Origin of the sequence: Comamonas sp. 26 (assembly GCF_002754475.1) — a bacterium.
In the GTDB taxonomy this organism is placed as follows: domain Bacteria; phylum Pseudomonadota; class Gammaproteobacteria; order Burkholderiales; family Burkholderiaceae_C; genus Comamonas.
Genome location: NZ_PEFL01000001.1, coordinates 2,384,045 through 2,398,776 on the forward strand (window position 1 = coordinate 2,384,045; position 14,732 = coordinate 2,398,776).

Here is a 14,732-nt window from a genome sequence, read left to right on the forward strand (position 1 = left end):
CTTTTAGCCAATGTTATTCGATTCATCCATACGCAAAGAGCTGGCTCGCAGCTTTGGTGCGACGGCTGTGGTCCTGATCACTGTGGTGATGACCATGATGCTGATTCGCACGCTCGGTCAGGCTTACAAGGGCAGTGTCAGCCCTTCCGACGTGATGCTGGTCATGGGTTTCACCGTGCTCGGGCAACTCCCTACCATTCTGGGTCTGAGCCTGTTTGTGGCCATTGTGGGCTCACTATCGCGCATGTATCGCGACAGCGAGATGGTCATCTGGTTTGCCGCAGGCCAAGGTCTGGCCAGCCTGCTGCGCCCCTTGCTGCGCTTTGCCTGGCCCGTGATTCTGATCACAGCCGTACTTGCTCTTGGCGTTCTGCCCTGGTCTTATCAGCAAATTGAGCAGATTAAGACCCAATTTCAGCAGCGCAGCGACTTGGATCGCATCGCACCCGGTGAGTTTCAGGAGTCCGCTGGCGGCACGCGCGTGTTCTTTGTGGACAAGGAATCCCCATCGGACATGGCAGCCAGCAACGTCTTTGTGGTCTCGCGTGACCCCGGCAAGGAATCCGTGACATCCGCCAAAGGCGCGCACATTGCTACCGTCAAAGGCCAGCGCATGGTCATTCTGGAAGACGGCCAGCGCATGGAAACCCGTACCGACGATGGCTCGGTTCGCGTGACTGACTTCAAGGAATACGGCGTCAAGGTGGACAACGACAACCCCGTGACCATGCAAGAAATAGCAGCACGCAGCATGCCCACCAAGGAACTGCTGGGCCGCGATGAGCCGATTGCACGCTCGGTGCTGGCATGGCGACTGGGCCTGCCTTTTGCCGCGCTGAACTTTGTCATTCTGGGCCTCGCCATCTCCAGCGTAAACCCACGCGCTGGCAACAGCACCAGCCTGATGATTGCCCTGTTTGCCTTCATCGTTTACTACAACCTCATGACGCTGGGCGAAAGCTGGGTCAGCGCCGACAAAATTGGCATGTGGGGCATTCTTGGCCTGCTGCACGGAAGCATTCTGGTCTGTAGCACCCTCGTGCTGCTGGCACGCCATTTCCGCTGGTCGCCACGCGATCTACTGCACCGCGCCCATGCTCGCCAGGAGGCTGCACGATGAAAGTTCTTCGCAATCTGATCTACCGCGAAGTCATTCAGGCAGTGCTCTATGTCACGCTGGCCTTTCTTGCGCTGTTCTTTTTCTTTGACCTGGTCGATGAAATGCGCTGGGTGGGCAGTGGCAACGCTGGCTACACCACCACACATGCCCTGCTGTTGGTGGCACTTGCCATTCCCGGCCACCTTTACGAGCTGATGCCCATTGCCGTGCTGATTGGTGCCATTTTTGTGATGGCCAAGTTTGCGCAAAGCTCGGAGTTCACCATCATGCGAACCAGTGGCATGGGTCCCTGGCTTGCTCTGCGCACGCTGCTGGTGCTGGGCATGAGCTTTGTGGTTCTCACTGTGGCGGTGGGCGACTATATCGCCCCGGCTGCTGACAACATCAGTCAGAAATTGCGCGTTCTTGGTAAAGGCCAGATTTCTAGCGGAGCAACCGGTGCCTGGCTCAAAGAAAAGCAAGGCAAGCACTCTGTCGCCATCAATGTCGGTGCCATTAAAAAGCCTGGCGAATTTGTGAACGTGCGCATCTTCGAGTTTGATGCCAACGGCCGCATCGCCGCGCAAATCAATGCCCAGTCCGCACAGGTGGACGAGGAAAACGATCAGTGGACGCTGCAAGGCGTGCAGGCCACCCAGGTCACACAAGACGGAGATAACACCAAGATGACTCGCAGCAATGAAGAGAGCATGAACTGGCCTACCAAGGTCACGGCGTCCATGGTCTCTGGTGCCCTGCTCAAGCCTGATCGCATGACCACGGTTGCGCTGTTTCAGTTTATTCAACACTTGCAGGACAACGGTCAGGCTGCACAAAAGTACGAAATTGAGTTCTGGCGCAAGGTCTTCTACCCACTCAGTTGCCTTGTGATGGTGGTACTGGCGCTGCCCTTTGCCTATCTGCACTTCCGCTCGGGCGGCATCACGGCTTATGTGTTTGGCGGCGTGATGGCGGGCATCAGCTTCTTCCTACTCAACAACGTGTTTGGCTATATCGGCACGTTGCAATCGTGGTGGCCATGGCTGGCGGCGGCAGCGCCGGGCATGCTTTATACGGCGCTATCTCTCTCAGCCTTTGGCTGGCTGGTACTCAGGCGCTAAATCATGTCAGGCGATAAGCTCTCTCCATCAAACCGGGCTGGCATGATCTTGCTGGCCCATGGCTCCAGAGACCCACTCTGGCGCCAGCCGATTGAGGCCGTGCTGCTCGCAGTTCAGGCCAGCCAACCCGATCTGCCCTGCGCCTGCGCCTATCTCGATGCCTGTGCACCCGACCTGCCTACTGCCGCCAACACGCTGATCGCGCAAGGCATCAACCGGATTACGGTGCTCCCCCTGTTTCTCGGCACAGGCAAACATGCCCGTGAAGACATTCCGCGCCTGCTGAACGAATTGCGACTGCAGCACCCCGCTTGCCAATTCGATCTGCAAACCGCTGCAGGCGAGAACCCCAGAGTCACGGCGCTGCTGGCCCAGCTAGCCATTGAAGCGATTGCGCCTCAAAGTGACAATTCAGGTTCAAACATACAGAATTTAGATAAAAAATAGATTCTTTAGATATTTGAAGCATAATGATGCAAGTTCTTAGTCCATGCCGTCATGAACCTGCATCAATTCCGCTTCGTTCAAGAAGCCGCCCGCCGCAATCTCAACCTGACAGAGGCGGCCAAGGCCCTTCACACCTCTCAGCCAGGTGTCTCCAAAGCCATCATCGAGCTTGAAGAAGAGCTGGGCATTGACATCTTTGCCCGCCATGGCAAGCGCCTCAAGCGCATCACCGAGCCGGGTCAGGAAGTCCTCAAAAGCATTGAACTCATCATGCGCGAAGTGGGCAACCTCAAGCGCATCGGCGAGCAGTACAGCGCGCAAGACAGCGGCACACTCAGCATTGCCACTACCCACACTCAGGCGCGTTATGTGCTGCCCCCGGCAGTGGCCCGCCTGCGTGAGCAATATCCAAAAGTCACCATCAGCCTGCACCAGGCCACGCCTGCAGAAGTAGCACGCATGGTGATCGACGAGGTCGCCGAAATTGGCATGGCAACCGAATCGCTGGCCGATTACCCCGAGCTGGTCACTCTGCCCTGCTATGAATGGCAGCATGTTCTGGTGTTTCCCACAGGCCACCCACTGGCCCAAAAAGAGCGCATCACGCTGGAAGACATTGCGCAGGAAGCGCTGATCACCTACCACCCGTCCTTCACCGGTCGCGGCAAGATTGACCGCGCCTTTGAAATGCGTCGCCTGCACCCGCGCATCGTGCTGGAAGCCATTGACTCTGACGTCATCAAGACCTATGTGCGCCTGGGTCTGGGCATCGGTATCGTGGCTGAAATGGCCATGCGCGATGATCCCGTCAACGACCTCGTCGTGCGCCCCGTCGGCCATCTGTTCGGCACCAGCGTAGCCCGCGTGGCCATCAAGCGCGGCGCATACTTGCGCAACTTCGTCTACAAGTTTGCCGAACTGCTCAGCGATCGCCTCTCGCGCGACCTCATCATCCGCGCCATGAATGGCAGCGTGGACGACTTCGGACTGTAATTTCACCGGCACGGCCCCGTGCCTGCACTGCAAGACTACCGTGACCCCGACCTTTCCCAGCAAGCTGCCCAATGTGGGCACCACCATCTTCACTGTCATGTCGGCGCTGGCCGCCGAGCACAAGGCCGTCAACCTCGGTCAGGGCTTTCCGGACTTTGGCTGCGACCCAAAGTTGCTTGACGCCGTGAACGACGCCATGCGCGCAGGCCACAACCAGTACCCGCCCATGACAGGCTGGCCTGCGCTGCGCGAAGCCGTTGCTTCAAAAATTGAAGCACTGCACGCTCGCCGCTACGACGCTGGCAGCGAAATCACCATTACCGCCGGTGCCACGCAGGCCATCCTCACCATCATTCTGGCCACCGTCCATGCAGGTGATGAAGTCATCGTGCTCGACCCCTGCTACGACAGCTACGTGCCCAATATCGAAATGGCTGGCGGTGTGCCTGTACGCGTGCCTCTCACGCCAGGCAGTTTCCGCCCGGACTTCGACAAGATCGCTGCCGCCATCACGCCGCGCACGCGCCTCTTGATCATCAACAGCCCGCACAACCCCAGCGCCACCATCTGGACTGATGCGGAGATGCGCCAGCTGGAAGCACTGCTCGCCCCGACCAATGTGCTTCTCATCAGCGACGAGGTGTATGAGCACATGGTTTACGACGGTGCCCAGCACCTGAGCAGCGCCCGCTACCCGGGCCTGGCAGAGCGCGCTTTTATCGTCTCCAGCTTTGGCAAGACCTTCCACGTCACCGGCTGGAAAGTTGGCACCGTGGCGGCCCCCGCTGCGCTGACATCCGAGTTTCGCAAAGTCCACCAGTTCAACGTATTCACGGTGAACACGCCCATGCAGGCTGGTCTGGCGCAATACATGCAAGACCCCGCGCCTTACATGAACCTCTCGGCCTTTTACCAAGCCAAGCGCGACCTGTTCCTGAATGGCCTGCAAGGCTCACGCCTGAAGCTATTGCCCACCGCTGGCACATACTTCCTCTGTGCCGATATTTCCTCGGTCTCTGACCTCAACGAAGCCGAGTTCTGCCAGTGGCTGGTCAAAGAAGTCGGCGTCGCCGCCATTCCGCTGTCGGCCTTCTACGGCGACGGTTTCGATCAGCGTGTGGTGCGTTTCTGCTTCGCCAAAAAGGATGAAACCTTGATCGAAGCAGCAGCCAGACTGCGCAAGCTGTAAAGCCTTTCGTCTCATAAAAAGGAGCGCCTATCGCGCTCCTTTTTTTGTTTTCAGACCTCTTTAATGCTGAAACCTATGCTTCGCAAGCGCAAGCAGCTATCAAATATTCAAACCCTGGATGCCAGATAGCGCAGCATCAGCACCGCCCCCAGCACAATGCCCGCAATAGCGATAAAGCTGCCCAGACTGAGCATGGAAATCGCGCTGATTCCCTGGCCTATAGTGCAGCCCATGGCTGTTACGCCGCCCACGCCCATCAGCACGGCCCCGGTCAAGTGACGAGACAAGTCCAATCTGTCCGCAAAGCCTTGCCACTGAAAATCTCTGCGCCACAGCGCATGAATGAAGCTGCCCAGCACCATGCCCGCCACCGATGCGATGCCCCAGGTCACGACCTTGCTGCGGTCGCTGAAGAACATCAGCCAGTCCAGCGTATGCGCAATGGGCGAGACAAAGCTGAATGCCTCGATGCGCCCGCTATAGGTCGTGGCATAAACTTGCTCCAGAGTTTCGGGGTGCTCGGCCACTAGCCCCAGATGACCGCTGAGCCACCAGGCCACCGTCACGCACAAGCCAACCAGAACGCCGCCCAGCAATACGCCCCAGCGGCGATCCGCTCCACGCATGGGGTTGATGGCCATCACCAGCAGCACCAGGGCCGCGCCAAAACCCAGAGCTGCGCGAGTGGCAAACAGCGACCACTGCGCTGCGTCAGACAACATCTCCGGCAGCAAGGCCAGCGTGGTGAGCTCCAGTTGTACGCTATCGAGCCAGCGCACACGCGCCACGGCCGTAATGCCTTTGAGCGTGGCAAAGGCCGCCACAGCCATGACCAGCAGCACGACCAGCGCTTTGAGGCTACCGCCGCCCAGCCGGGTCAGATTTCTGGCACTGCAACCCGATGCCAGCACCATGCCCGCACCAAACAAGACGCCACCCACCAAGGCAGACAACCACAGCAGCCGGCGGCTGGCATAGAGCGCATCGCCCACCTGCAACTGCCCCCACAACGCCAGCGCTGCAAAGCCCAGCATGGCTACGGCAATCGCCGCACACCATTGCCGCACACGCGTCCAATCTTGCAGATAGACCACATCACTGATGGCACCCATGGTGCAAAAGCGCGTCTCGCGCATTACAAAGCCCAGGGCGGCGGCCAGCAAAAAAATGGCCACCAGAACGGTGGCTTTCAGGGATTCAAACTCGGCAAGGCTCATGCGCGCATTGGAAGGCGCGCACTGCAATCGAGCAATGGAACATACCCCTGCCCGTGCAATAACGCTGTCTTAATCACGCTTTTGCCAAACCGTAATTGCTGCCGATATTGATCAGTTTCGGCACATTGAGCTGACGTGGCTTGATGGTTTTTTGTGCCTTAAGCCAGGGCTCAACCACTTCCCAGATTTGCTTGTGGCCAGCGCTCTTGGCATCTTCTGCCACAGGTGCCCAGCCCGCTACCTTGTACTTTTTATCGGCCTCCAGCAGTTGCCCATTCAGCCGCATCTCGCTGATGCGCTTGCCAGCACCAGCCGTCGGCTCACACTGATACTGCAAACCACCCACGCGTACCATATCGCCGCCCTGCTGGTAATAGGGGTCAGGGTTAAAAAGATTGTCGGCAACATCTTCCAGCACGGTCTTGATGGTGGTGCCAGTCATCTCCGTCACCGTGGCGTAGGAATACGTCGTCGCCGTCATGTCCATCAGCCACTCGCGGGTGATGTCCTGCCCAGCCAGCAGTGAAGTTCCCCAGCGGAAACCTGGCGAGAAGGCAATCGGAGCACCCTGCACCGCCATCATGGCATCCAGCAGCAGTTGATCGCCCGTGCCGTTGAAGTTGCCACGGCGGTACAGCGTGCCATCCGTCGTCGCCAGCACCTCGGCCAGCTTGCTCTCATACGGTGCGCGCACCTTGGTAATCAGCGCCTGCATCTCGGCATCAGCCGGAAGAATGTTGGAGAACACTGGCAGCAGACGGTATTTGAAGTCACGCACCTTGCCGTCTTTGACGTCAAAGTCCAGCACGCCCAGAAACTTGCCGTTGGAGCCCGCATTGGTCACGATGGTCTTGCCACCTGCGTTCTGCACAATCGTGGGCACGGGCATACCGTCATGGGTATGACCGCCCAGAATGGCGTCGATTCCGCGCACGCGGCTGGCCATTTTCAGGTCCACATCCATGCCGTTGTGCGAAAGCACGACCACGACCTTGGCGCCCTTGCCACGGGCCTCGTCCACCATCTTCTGCAGGTTCTCATCCTGAATGCCAAAGCTCCAGTCCGCCACCATATAGCGTGGGTTGGCAATCGGCGTGTACGGGAAGGCCTGGCCGATGATGGCCACGGGCACGCCGTTAATCTCGCGGATCACATAGGGTTTGAACACCGGGTCACCAAAGTCCGCCGTCTTGACGTTCTGTGCCACAAAGTCGAGCTTGTTGCCGAAATCTTTGTCAATGATCTCCTGCACGCGCTGCATGCCGTAGGTGAATTCCCAGTGGCCGGTCATCACATCCACGCCCAGCAGCTTGCAGGCATCCACCATGTCCTGAGCATTCGTCCACAGCGATGTGGCCGATCCCTGCCAGGTATCACCACCATCGAGCAACAGCGCACCGGGGCGTGAAGCTCGCATGCGCTTGACCAGCGTGGAAAGATGCGCAAAGCCACCCACCTTGCCGTAGCGTTTGGCTGCTGCTTCAAAGTCCAGATAGCTGAAGGCATAGGCCGATGCTGTGCCCGGCTTGAGACCCACAGACTTGAGCAAATGCTCGCCCACCAAATGCGGGCGCTGATCTTTCATCGCCCCCACGCCCAAGTTGACACTGGGCTCGCGGAAGTAAATGGGGTTGAGCTGGGCATGGCAATCCGTCATGTGCAGCAAAGACACATTACCGAAGGGTGCAACCTCATACAAAGCCTTGTCAGCCAGCTTTTGGTCCGCATAAGCGTAACGCTGCAACCCCATGCCTGTGACGCTGGCCGCAGCCAGCACCTGCAAAAATTCGCGTTTGGAAAGGCTCATATCAATATCAGTTATCCATGGTGCTGTGCGCCGCATGTAGCTCTGGTGGCTACGGACAAAGGCAGCCCCCGCAGCGCAGGCGTCGCCCCCTCCCCCAACTGCGAAGCAAAGTAAGAGGGGAGGCGGCACAGCCGTTCAGGTGAAGCTATTTGTTTACGGGCGATTGGGGATCAACCAGCAATGCAACCAGATCGCGCGTCTGCGCTTCGGTCAGGATGCCCGAGTGACCAAAGCGGGGCATGCCCGAGCAGGCGTTGTAGGCCTTGGCATTCCAGATCTTGCCCCAGGTGTATTCGACGATGGCTTTGGATTCAGGACTGTCTGGGTTCTGAATGCCGCGAATCTTGCCGTAGTTGTAGAGGCTGGGGCCCAGCGTGCCGTAAGAGATTTCTTCCTTGCTGATCTGGTGGCAGTTGTAGCAATTGCCACCATTGGCGCTGCCTGCCTTGTCACTCCAGGTCATGCCGCGGCCATTCTGGGCAATTTTTTCACCCTCTTTCCAGTCACCAACCCACTTGCCGTCCTTGGGCCACTGCACGGTTTTAAGATTGGCAGCTTCAATGGCCTGCGCACGTGCAGGCGCAAGCGGCACACCAGTTGCATCGGACGCGCTGCAGGCCGCGTTCGATTCGTCCTGCGTCAGCCTGTCCACCTTGGCAATGCCCTGATCACGAAAAGAGGTCTGCACCATCTTGGCCGTCAAAGCGTCCATATCCGCACCGCTATCGACCGAGGCGCAGCCCAGCACCGCAAACGATGCAGCGACTGCCAGATAAGGCACATATTTTTGTGTTTTCATGCTGTCCTCCTTATCGCTTGATGGCCGGTGCCGTAGAAGCGCCGCCCTTGCCATTGACACCCATGAACACGCTCAGCGCCACGGTCACATCACTGGCATAACCGGGATACGGAAAGCGCTGCTGGCGGAAGCAGTCATTCAAGCGGCGCTGCATGCTCCACAGCTCGCCCGAAGACACGCGGTAGGCAGGCCATGCTCCAAAGCCTTCGGCCGCACCGGGGTTTCTGGTCAGGTTGGGTAGGTCCTGCATGCGAATGCGCTTGCCATCTGCACCGTGGCAGGAGGCACAGGCAAAGTCGTGCGGGCCGCCGCGCATGTAAAACAGGCGCTTGCCCGCTTCGTACATCTGCTTTTCCTGGGCATGGCTCTGGGGCAGGTCAAACTTCATGCCCTTGGACTGGGAAGAGATCCAGGCCACCAGGCCTTCCATGTTCTTTTGCTCATCCTTGCCAAAAGGCGTGGCAGCAATCTTTTGCGCATCCAGCCCCTGCTGCTTTTCCATGCAGGTCAGCAGGCGCGACTCCAGATCCTGCACCTTGCCCGTGTCTGCAAAGTAGCGCGGCAACTCGACAAACACGCCCTTGACCACGCCAGCGCCCTTACCCAGATCACACTGCTCCATGGACATTTTCTTAGGGCCACGCTTTTGCTTCCACAGCTCCTCGCCCTTCATCTCGAACAGCTCGGCGGGGTTGCCGTCCTGCAGCATCTCCCGGTACTCGGCAATGCCGTCCGCCGTACTTTTTTGCGCCAGCACCGGCGCGCTGACGCACAGCGCGAGCACCGCAGCCAGCGACCCTCTCAAGGGGCTATGTCTCATGGGGCACCTCTCTTTATGGATTTGGATTCTGGCGAGGCAGGTGGCTCACAGCGGCCTCGCCCAATCAACGGTTTCAGCTGACCGTGGCCTCGTCAGTACGGGTCTCGCCCTTGTTGTCCTTCCAGCTGACCGAGATCTTGTCGCCCGCCTTGGCCCCCTTGACGACAAACTGCAAAAACGGATTCTTTGACACCGCTGGCCCCCACTCTGCCTGCAGCACCTGCTTGCCGTTGTGGGCAGCCGTCACTTCCTGAATAAACCAGGCGGGCACGGTCTTGCCTTCCGCATCCTTGCGCTGACCGGTCTCCATCTCGTGGGACATCAGCACACGCACAGTTGTCTTGTCGCCTGCGGCCTGAGCGCGAATTCGCATCGGATCTGCCATGTTCTTCTCCTTGTCTTTGATGAATTAACCGCCGCAGCCACCCAGAGTGACCTTGACTTCCTTCTTGGCGTAGAAGGCCTTGCCATCGTTGGTGATGGCCACGGCATATACATCCGAAGACTGGCCCAGCTTGGCACGGGTCAGAAAGTTGGCCTCCACCGCGTCATTGACGGCAAAAGACGCCACCAGCGTGTTGGGGTTCTTTTCCACCAGCACCAGCATCTGCTTCACATTGGGCAAAGTAGTTGCTGCGCCCAAGGGCACGACAGCGCCGTTCTCCGCAATATCGGGAGCTGTCAGCGTCACATCCTTGCTCTCAGCCGGGGCTGATGCACCCAAGGCCTTGAGAACTTCGGCCACCGTCTTGGCATCAAATGCAGACTTGTTATAGGCAGCATGCGCGGCCTGCGGCAACAGACCAGCAGCCATCAGCATGCCGAGTACGGCAGCGCTGTTTTTCAGGGCATCTCTACGTTTCATCGTTGTCTCCTTCTCATTAACGGTCACACATGCGCTGCGCGCCTGCTTCTTGCACTTCTGTTTAAGGCTTGCTGCCAGCCAGCCACTGGGCGATGACCTTGGCATCAGCATCACTCAACTGGGGCTGAGCCGGCATAGGGATAGAACCCCAGACACCCGTGCCACCGGCCTTGACCTTTCCCAGCACATAGTCCAGTTGGCCGCCGTATTTTTTGGCGATATCGCTGAAGGCCGGGCCTACGATTTTTTGCTCCATGCCGTGGCAGGCAATACAGGCGTTTTTCTCCAGCAGCGCTGTGGGCACGGCAGCTTTAGGGTTTGCGGCGGCAGGTTTTGCCGCCTTGCTGGCCCCGCCATCCGTTTCAATGCCGTGCTGCGCACCTACAGATCGGTTTTGCTGGGCCAGATTGCCGTGGTTGTTACTGGCATGCTCGGGCAAGGCTGATCGCACCTTGGGCACTGGGCCGCAGTTGCTCATGCAGGCAGCGGCCTGCACATCGGGCTTGGCATTTTTGCTGAATTCATTGCTAGGCCACAGCGCGTGCTGCGTCGTCATGCCATTGCGGTTGGGCAGTTTTTGCTGCACCTCGGCAATGTTCTTGTCACTGAGCGTGAAGTTTTCAGGCACTACCCCACCCAGATTGAGCAAGTAGGCGGTGACGGCATACACCTCTTCAGTGGAGAGCGACTTGGGCGCATTCCACGGCATGGCGCGGTTGATGTAATCCCACAAGGTGGAGACCGTGGCCACCTTCATCATGGTCGTGCGGCCGGGAAAGGCCGGGTCCTTGAGCCGCGCGGCATGGCCGGTCTTGATGTCATCGGCCGTCGTGCCGCCCACCAGCGGACTGAAGACCTCATTGGACTCACCAAACACGCCGTGACAGGAGGCGCATTTAGCCTCCCACACATCCATGCCCTTTTGCACCGAACCCGAGCCTGCAGGCAGGCCCTTGAAATCCGGGCGCACATCAATATCCCAGGCCTGCACTTCCTGCGTGGTCGCATTGCGCCCCACACCCGGAAAGCGCTGATCCGGGGTCTTGGTCTGCGCGGCAGAGGTCATGGCAGCCGTGCTCATCGCGGCCAGTGCCAGCACGGCCAGAGGTTTACGCAAGCTGAACATTGGCGACCTCCCCGTTAGCGTGTACCGCCCAGGACTGGATGGAGTTGTTGTGATAAATGGAGCGCGTGCCACGCACGGCGCGCAGTTGCTGCGATGTGGGCTGCACGTAGCCGGTGTCATCCATGGCGCGGCTTTGAATAATGCATTCCTCGCCATTCCAGACCCAGTCCAGATTGAAGCGGGTCAGGCATTTGCTCATCACCGGCCCTTCCAGGCGGGCTGTACGCCAGTTGCGGCCACCATCCACGCTCACATCCACACGCTTGACCTTGCCGCGCCCCGACCACGCCAGGCCCGTGATGTTGTAGAAACCCTTGTCCATCAGCATCTGCCCGCCGGACGGTGTGGTCACCACACTCTTGCACTCCTGAATGCTGGAGTACTGGCGGTGCTGGCCGTCAGGCATCAGATCCACATAGTGAATCGCCTCATCCTTGGCCGCATAAGGCATGTCGCCCACCTCAATGCGGCGCAGATATTTCACCCAGCTCACGCCCTGCACTCCTGGCACGACAAGCCGCAGCGGGTAGCCCTGCTCGGGCCGCAGCATCTCGCCATTCTGGCCATAGGCTACCAGCACTTCACCCGAGGTGATCAGCTCGATGGGGATGGTGCGCGTCATCGATGAGCCGTCCGCCCCTTCGGCCAGAATGAACTTGCCTTTTTTCAGATCCGCCCCGGCCATCTCCAGCAAGGTGATCAGCGGCACGCCCGTAAACTCGCTGCAAGACAGCATGCCGTGCGTGTACTGCACTGTGGGCACGGCCACATTGCCCCATTCCATGCCCGTGTTAGCGCCGCATTCGATGAAATGAAAGCGAGACACCGACGGCAGTCGCATGATCTCGTCCATGGTGAAGACCTTGGAGCTCTTCACCAGACCGTTGATCATCAAACGATGCTTGGAAGGATCAATGTCCCACCAGCCTTGATGGTGGCGCTCAAAGTGCAGGCCACTGGGCGTGATGATGCCGAACAGCGACTGCAGCGGCGCAAACGACACCGATGCCTGCTTGGTCTGCGTCAGACCCGGGCTCTGGCGGCGCTGCACATTGGCCTCGTATTGGGAAGGCTTGCCATAGCCATCCGTCACCACCGCCTGGCCCAGCCCCTTGGTGTGGGCGGGCAGCTCCAGAATATTGGGGTCTCCCTTTGCTTGCGCCTGCGCATGCATGGCAACCGTCCCAGCGGCCGCCGTCGCTGCAGCAAAAGCCCCGCGAATAAAGCTGCGGCGGCCCGCCTTGGCTTCGGCAAACACAGTACCGACATCTGCAGGGCGTACAAAATTCTCAGGTGCCTTGCGCACCGTCCCTGTTATCTGCTCTTGCATAAGCTCCCTTTTTAATAGCTTAAAGCGCACATCAGATATACGCTACAAGCTGTTTTCATTTGGAGCCTTTAAGAATCCAGGCAGCCAGCAGTCCGGCATCCGCATCACTGAGTGCAGGCTGCGCTGGCATGGGTACAGGGCCCCACTTGCCTGCGCCGCCGGCCTTGATGCTCTTGGCCAGTTGTGCCTGCGCATCGGATTGCGCGGCATATTTTTTGGCCACATCCTGGAAGGCAGGGCCAACCAGCTTCTTGTCCACCGCATGGCAAGCCAAGCAGGCGTTCTTCTGCGCCAGTGCCTGATCGGCTGCAGCCACCGCCGGAGCGACCAGTCCCAGCACCACCGTCAAACCACTCATCCAGGATGCAAGCCTCATCTCTTTGTCTCCTTATATTTATATATAAGCATGTTGTTATTTAAAGTATCTGACACAGGTCACGATTTGAAATCTGGCGCTAACCCTCGTTATTCAAATTTAGAACAACGACATCCACTTATCACAACTCAGCGCTTCAGAATCGCTGCACGCGCTGTCTTCATACGCTCATCCAGATAAGCACCGTAGAAGTCTGGGATGGAGCTACCAGCCAAGCGCTCGGCCACTTCTTTATTTCCCGCGCCATAAAAAAGCACAGTGGGTGCCACGTCAATCCCCAGCTGCTTGACCTGGCCACCATGCGTGCTGACCTTGCCTTGCCAGTCCAGCAAAGGCTCACCGGACAAGAAATGAATCTGCGTGACAAACGCTCCCGCCTGTTGCAACGGTAGCAAGTGATGCTCTCGCACCACCTTGCAGAATGGGCAGCCGTGCAAAGTCGCCATCACCACCAGCGGCTGTTTTTTGGCCAGTGCGACAGCCAGATCACGCTGCAGGCTCTGACTGCTGGGCAGCCATTGCTCAGAGGCATCAGGTGCCGCCAAGGCAGGGCCAGCGATGACCGCCAGACCTTGCAGCCAGAGCCTGCGCGTGCCGTGAAAAGCCTCAAGGTACGGCATCACGGCTTTTCCTGCTCCATCAGCAAGAAGGTGTTGTAGGCATTCATGCGATTGGCTTCCTTGAACAGCGGGTAGCCTGCAAACTTTGACCAGTCGGTGTTCTGGTAGGCCTCGTCAAACGGGTCCAGATTGGCTGCGGCCTTGTCCATGGCATCGCGCAGAAATCGCAAATAGTCACGCGTCAACTGCATGTCTTGGCGCGGATTGTCTGAAGCCGGGCCATGACCGGGCACCATGATTTTGACGGGCAGCTTGAGCAGCCCATCCAGCGCTGCAATCCAGTGGCGACTGTCAGCCTGACCTACATACGGAATGCGGTTGCGAAACACCACATCGCCGATGAAAAGCACTCCGCTTTGCGGCAAAAAGACTGCCGTGTCTTCAGGCGTATGCGCAGGCCCCATGTGCTGCAGCACAAAGTCCACGCCGCCCACCGTCAACTGTGAGCTATCGGCAGAAAGCCACTGGCTGGCGGCCACCATGCGTGTGCTGTCGTTGACCCAAGGAGCCAAGTCTTTTCGCGAAGCATCCAGCCGCAGGTGCGCTGTTTCAGAGTTGATGTATTCCCGCGCCTGAGCGTTGGCCACAATCTTTGCGCCCAGCGCCTCAAACACCTGCAGCCCGTAGATATGGTCGGCGTGATAGTGGGTCAGCAGCACATGGCTGATGGGCTTGCTGGTGACCGTTTTGATCTGCTTGACCAGCTCCTCCGCCAGGGCCGGTGAACCCAGTGCATCGATCACCACCACACTGTCCTTGGTGATCACAAAACCCGCGTTAGAGATGAAGTTGCGATTGGCTGCGCTGCCCAGCGCCGATTCACCTTGCACAAAGTACACATGGGCAGCGACCTTCTGCAGCCGCATAGCGGAGACATCGGAAAATGGCTGCGCCTTGCTGGCCTGTGCTCTGGCAGGCACGCT

The 14,732-nt window shown here is 58.7% G+C and carries 16 protein-coding genes; 5 read left to right on the top strand and 11 right to left on the bottom strand.

What is annotated here, in order from left to right:
* The first annotated feature begins 10 nt into the window (after window positions 1-10).
* From lptF to CLU84_RS10955, 5 genes are read left to right on the top strand one after another with little or no spacing between them, the layout of a single operon-like run.
* Entirely contained in the window at window positions 11-1,120 is a 1,110-nt protein-coding gene (gene lptF, locus CLU84_RS10935) for an LPS export ABC transporter permease LptF (protein WP_099737192.1), read from the top strand.
* Window positions 1,117-2,220, top strand: a complete 1,104-nt coding sequence (lptG, locus tag CLU84_RS10940) for an LPS export ABC transporter permease LptG (RefSeq protein WP_099737193.1) — start codon at window positions 1,117-1,119, stop codon at window positions 2,218-2,220. Before lptF ends, lptG begins: the two co-directional genes overlap by 4 nt.
* A gap of 3 nt (window positions 2,221-2,223) precedes the next feature.
* Complete coding sequence (locus tag CLU84_RS10945; protein ID WP_099737194.1) at window positions 2,224-2,667, top strand: sirohydrochlorin chelatase; 444 nt, start codon at window positions 2,224-2,226, stop codon at window positions 2,665-2,667.
* A 51-nt stretch (window positions 2,668-2,718) separates the two neighbouring features.
* Window positions 2,719-3,660 (top strand): CysB family HTH-type transcriptional regulator, encoded by a 942-nt coding sequence (locus CLU84_RS10950; RefSeq protein WP_099737195.1) that lies wholly within the window; start codon window positions 2,719-2,721, stop codon window positions 3,658-3,660.
* A 22-nt stretch (window positions 3,661-3,682) separates the two neighbouring features.
* A complete protein-coding gene (locus CLU84_RS10955; RefSeq protein ID WP_099737986.1) occupies window positions 3,683-4,849 on the top strand; it encodes a pyridoxal phosphate-dependent aminotransferase in 1,167 nt (388 codons plus the stop codon).
* Between the two features lie 107 nt (window positions 4,850-4,956).
* Here CLU84_RS10955 and CLU84_RS10960 read toward each other — a convergent pair whose 3' ends face one another.
* The 11 genes from CLU84_RS10960 to CLU84_RS11010 all read right to left on the bottom strand — a co-directional run bounded on the left by CLU84_RS10960 (window position 4,957) and on the right by CLU84_RS11010 (window position 14,675).
* Window positions 4,957-6,066 (bottom strand): YeeE/YedE family protein, encoded by a 1,110-nt coding sequence (locus CLU84_RS10960; RefSeq protein ID WP_099737196.1) that lies wholly within the window; start codon window positions 6,064-6,066, stop codon window positions 4,957-4,959.
* Window positions 6,067-6,139: 73 nt separating this feature from the next.
* Complete coding sequence (gene soxB, locus CLU84_RS10965) at window positions 6,140-7,873, bottom strand: thiosulfohydrolase SoxB (RefSeq protein WP_099737197.1); 1,734 nt, start codon at window positions 7,871-7,873, stop codon at window positions 6,140-6,142.
* A 145-nt stretch (window positions 7,874-8,018) separates the two neighbouring features.
* Window positions 8,019-8,672 (bottom strand): sulfur oxidation c-type cytochrome SoxX, encoded by a 654-nt coding sequence (soxX, locus tag CLU84_RS10970; protein ID WP_099737198.1) that lies wholly within the window; start codon window positions 8,670-8,672, stop codon window positions 8,019-8,021.
* A gap of 10 nt (window positions 8,673-8,682) precedes the next feature.
* Complete coding sequence (gene soxA, locus CLU84_RS10975; RefSeq protein ID WP_099737199.1) at window positions 8,683-9,492, bottom strand: sulfur oxidation c-type cytochrome SoxA; 810 nt, start codon at window positions 9,490-9,492, stop codon at window positions 8,683-8,685.
* Between the two features lie 73 nt (window positions 9,493-9,565).
* Entirely contained in the window at window positions 9,566-9,877 is a 312-nt protein-coding gene (soxZ, locus tag CLU84_RS10980) for a thiosulfate oxidation carrier complex protein SoxZ (RefSeq protein ID WP_003053938.1), read from the bottom strand.
* Between the two features lie 24 nt (window positions 9,878-9,901).
* On the bottom strand, window positions 9,902-10,357 hold the full coding sequence (gene soxY, locus CLU84_RS10985; protein ID WP_099737200.1) for a thiosulfate oxidation carrier protein SoxY: 456 nt from the start codon (window positions 10,355-10,357) through the stop codon (window positions 9,902-9,904).
* A 61-nt stretch (window positions 10,358-10,418) separates the two neighbouring features.
* Window positions 10,419-11,483: a c-type cytochrome gene (locus CLU84_RS10990; RefSeq protein ID WP_099737201.1), complete on the bottom strand. Its 1,065-nt coding sequence runs from the start codon at window positions 11,481-11,483 to the stop codon at window positions 10,419-10,421.
* Window positions 11,467-12,813, bottom strand: a complete 1,347-nt coding sequence (gene soxC, locus CLU84_RS10995) for a sulfite dehydrogenase (protein WP_099737202.1) — start codon at window positions 12,811-12,813, stop codon at window positions 11,467-11,469. The genes CLU84_RS10990 and soxC overlap by 17 nt, the downstream gene beginning before the upstream one ends.
* Before the next feature lie 55 nt (window positions 12,814-12,868).
* Entirely contained in the window at window positions 12,869-13,189 is a 321-nt protein-coding gene (locus tag CLU84_RS11000) for a c-type cytochrome (RefSeq protein ID WP_099737203.1), read from the bottom strand.
* Between the two features lie 128 nt (window positions 13,190-13,317).
* Window positions 13,318-13,809: a hypothetical protein gene (locus CLU84_RS11005; protein WP_099737204.1), complete on the bottom strand. Its 492-nt coding sequence runs from the start codon at window positions 13,807-13,809 to the stop codon at window positions 13,318-13,320.
* Window positions 13,809-14,675 (bottom strand): MBL fold metallo-hydrolase, encoded by an 867-nt coding sequence (locus CLU84_RS11010; RefSeq protein ID WP_199173775.1) that lies wholly within the window; start codon window positions 14,673-14,675, stop codon window positions 13,809-13,811. Before CLU84_RS11010 ends, CLU84_RS11005 begins: the two co-directional genes overlap by 1 nt.
* Between the last annotated feature and the right edge of the window lie 57 nt (window positions 14,676-14,732).

Coding starts and splice junctions, on each gene's coding strand:
- lptF (WP_099737192.1), top strand. CDS start 11: ATGTTATTCGATTCATCCATACGCAAAGAGCTGGCTCGCAGCTTTGGT.
- lptG (WP_099737193.1), top strand. CDS start 1,117: ATGAAAGTTCTTCGCAATCTGATCTACCGCGAAGTCATTCAGGCAGTG.
- CLU84_RS10945 (WP_099737194.1), top strand. CDS start 2,224: ATGTCAGGCGATAAGCTCTCTCCATCAAACCGGGCTGGCATGATCTTG.
- CLU84_RS10950 (WP_099737195.1), top strand. CDS start 2,719: ATGAACCTGCATCAATTCCGCTTCGTTCAAGAAGCCGCCCGCCGCAAT.
- CLU84_RS10960 (WP_099737196.1), bottom strand. CDS start 6,066: ATGAGCCTTGCCGAGTTTGAATCCCTGAAAGCCACCGTTCTGGTGGCC.
- soxB (WP_099737197.1), bottom strand. CDS start 7,873: ATGAGCCTTTCCAAACGCGAATTTTTGCAGGTGCTGGCTGCGGCCAGC.
- soxX (WP_099737198.1), bottom strand. CDS start 8,672: ATGAAAACACAAAAATATGTGCCTTATCTGGCAGTCGCTGCATCGTTT.
- soxA (WP_099737199.1), bottom strand. CDS start 9,492: ATGAGACATAGCCCCTTGAGAGGGTCGCTGGCTGCGGTGCTCGCGCTG.
- soxZ (WP_003053938.1), bottom strand. CDS start 9,877: ATGGCAGATCCGATGCGAATTCGCGCTCAGGCCGCAGGCGACAAGACA.
- soxY (WP_099737200.1), bottom strand. CDS start 10,357: ATGAAACGTAGAGATGCCCTGAAAAACAGCGCTGCCGTACTCGGCATG.
- CLU84_RS10990 (WP_099737201.1), bottom strand. CDS start 11,483: ATGTTCAGCTTGCGTAAACCTCTGGCCGTGCTGGCACTGGCCGCGATG.
- soxC (WP_099737202.1), bottom strand. CDS start 12,813: ATGCAAGAGCAGATAACAGGGACGGTGCGCAAGGCACCTGAGAATTTT.
- CLU84_RS11000 (WP_099737203.1), bottom strand. CDS start 13,189: ATGAGGCTTGCATCCTGGATGAGTGGTTTGACGGTGGTGCTGGGACTG.
- CLU84_RS11005 (WP_099737204.1), bottom strand. CDS start 13,809: ATGCCGTACCTTGAGGCTTTTCACGGCACGCGCAGGCTCTGGCTGCAA.
- CLU84_RS11010 (WP_199173775.1), bottom strand. CDS start 14,675: ATGCGGCTGCAGAAGGTCGCTGCCCATGTGTACTTTGTGCAAGGTGAA.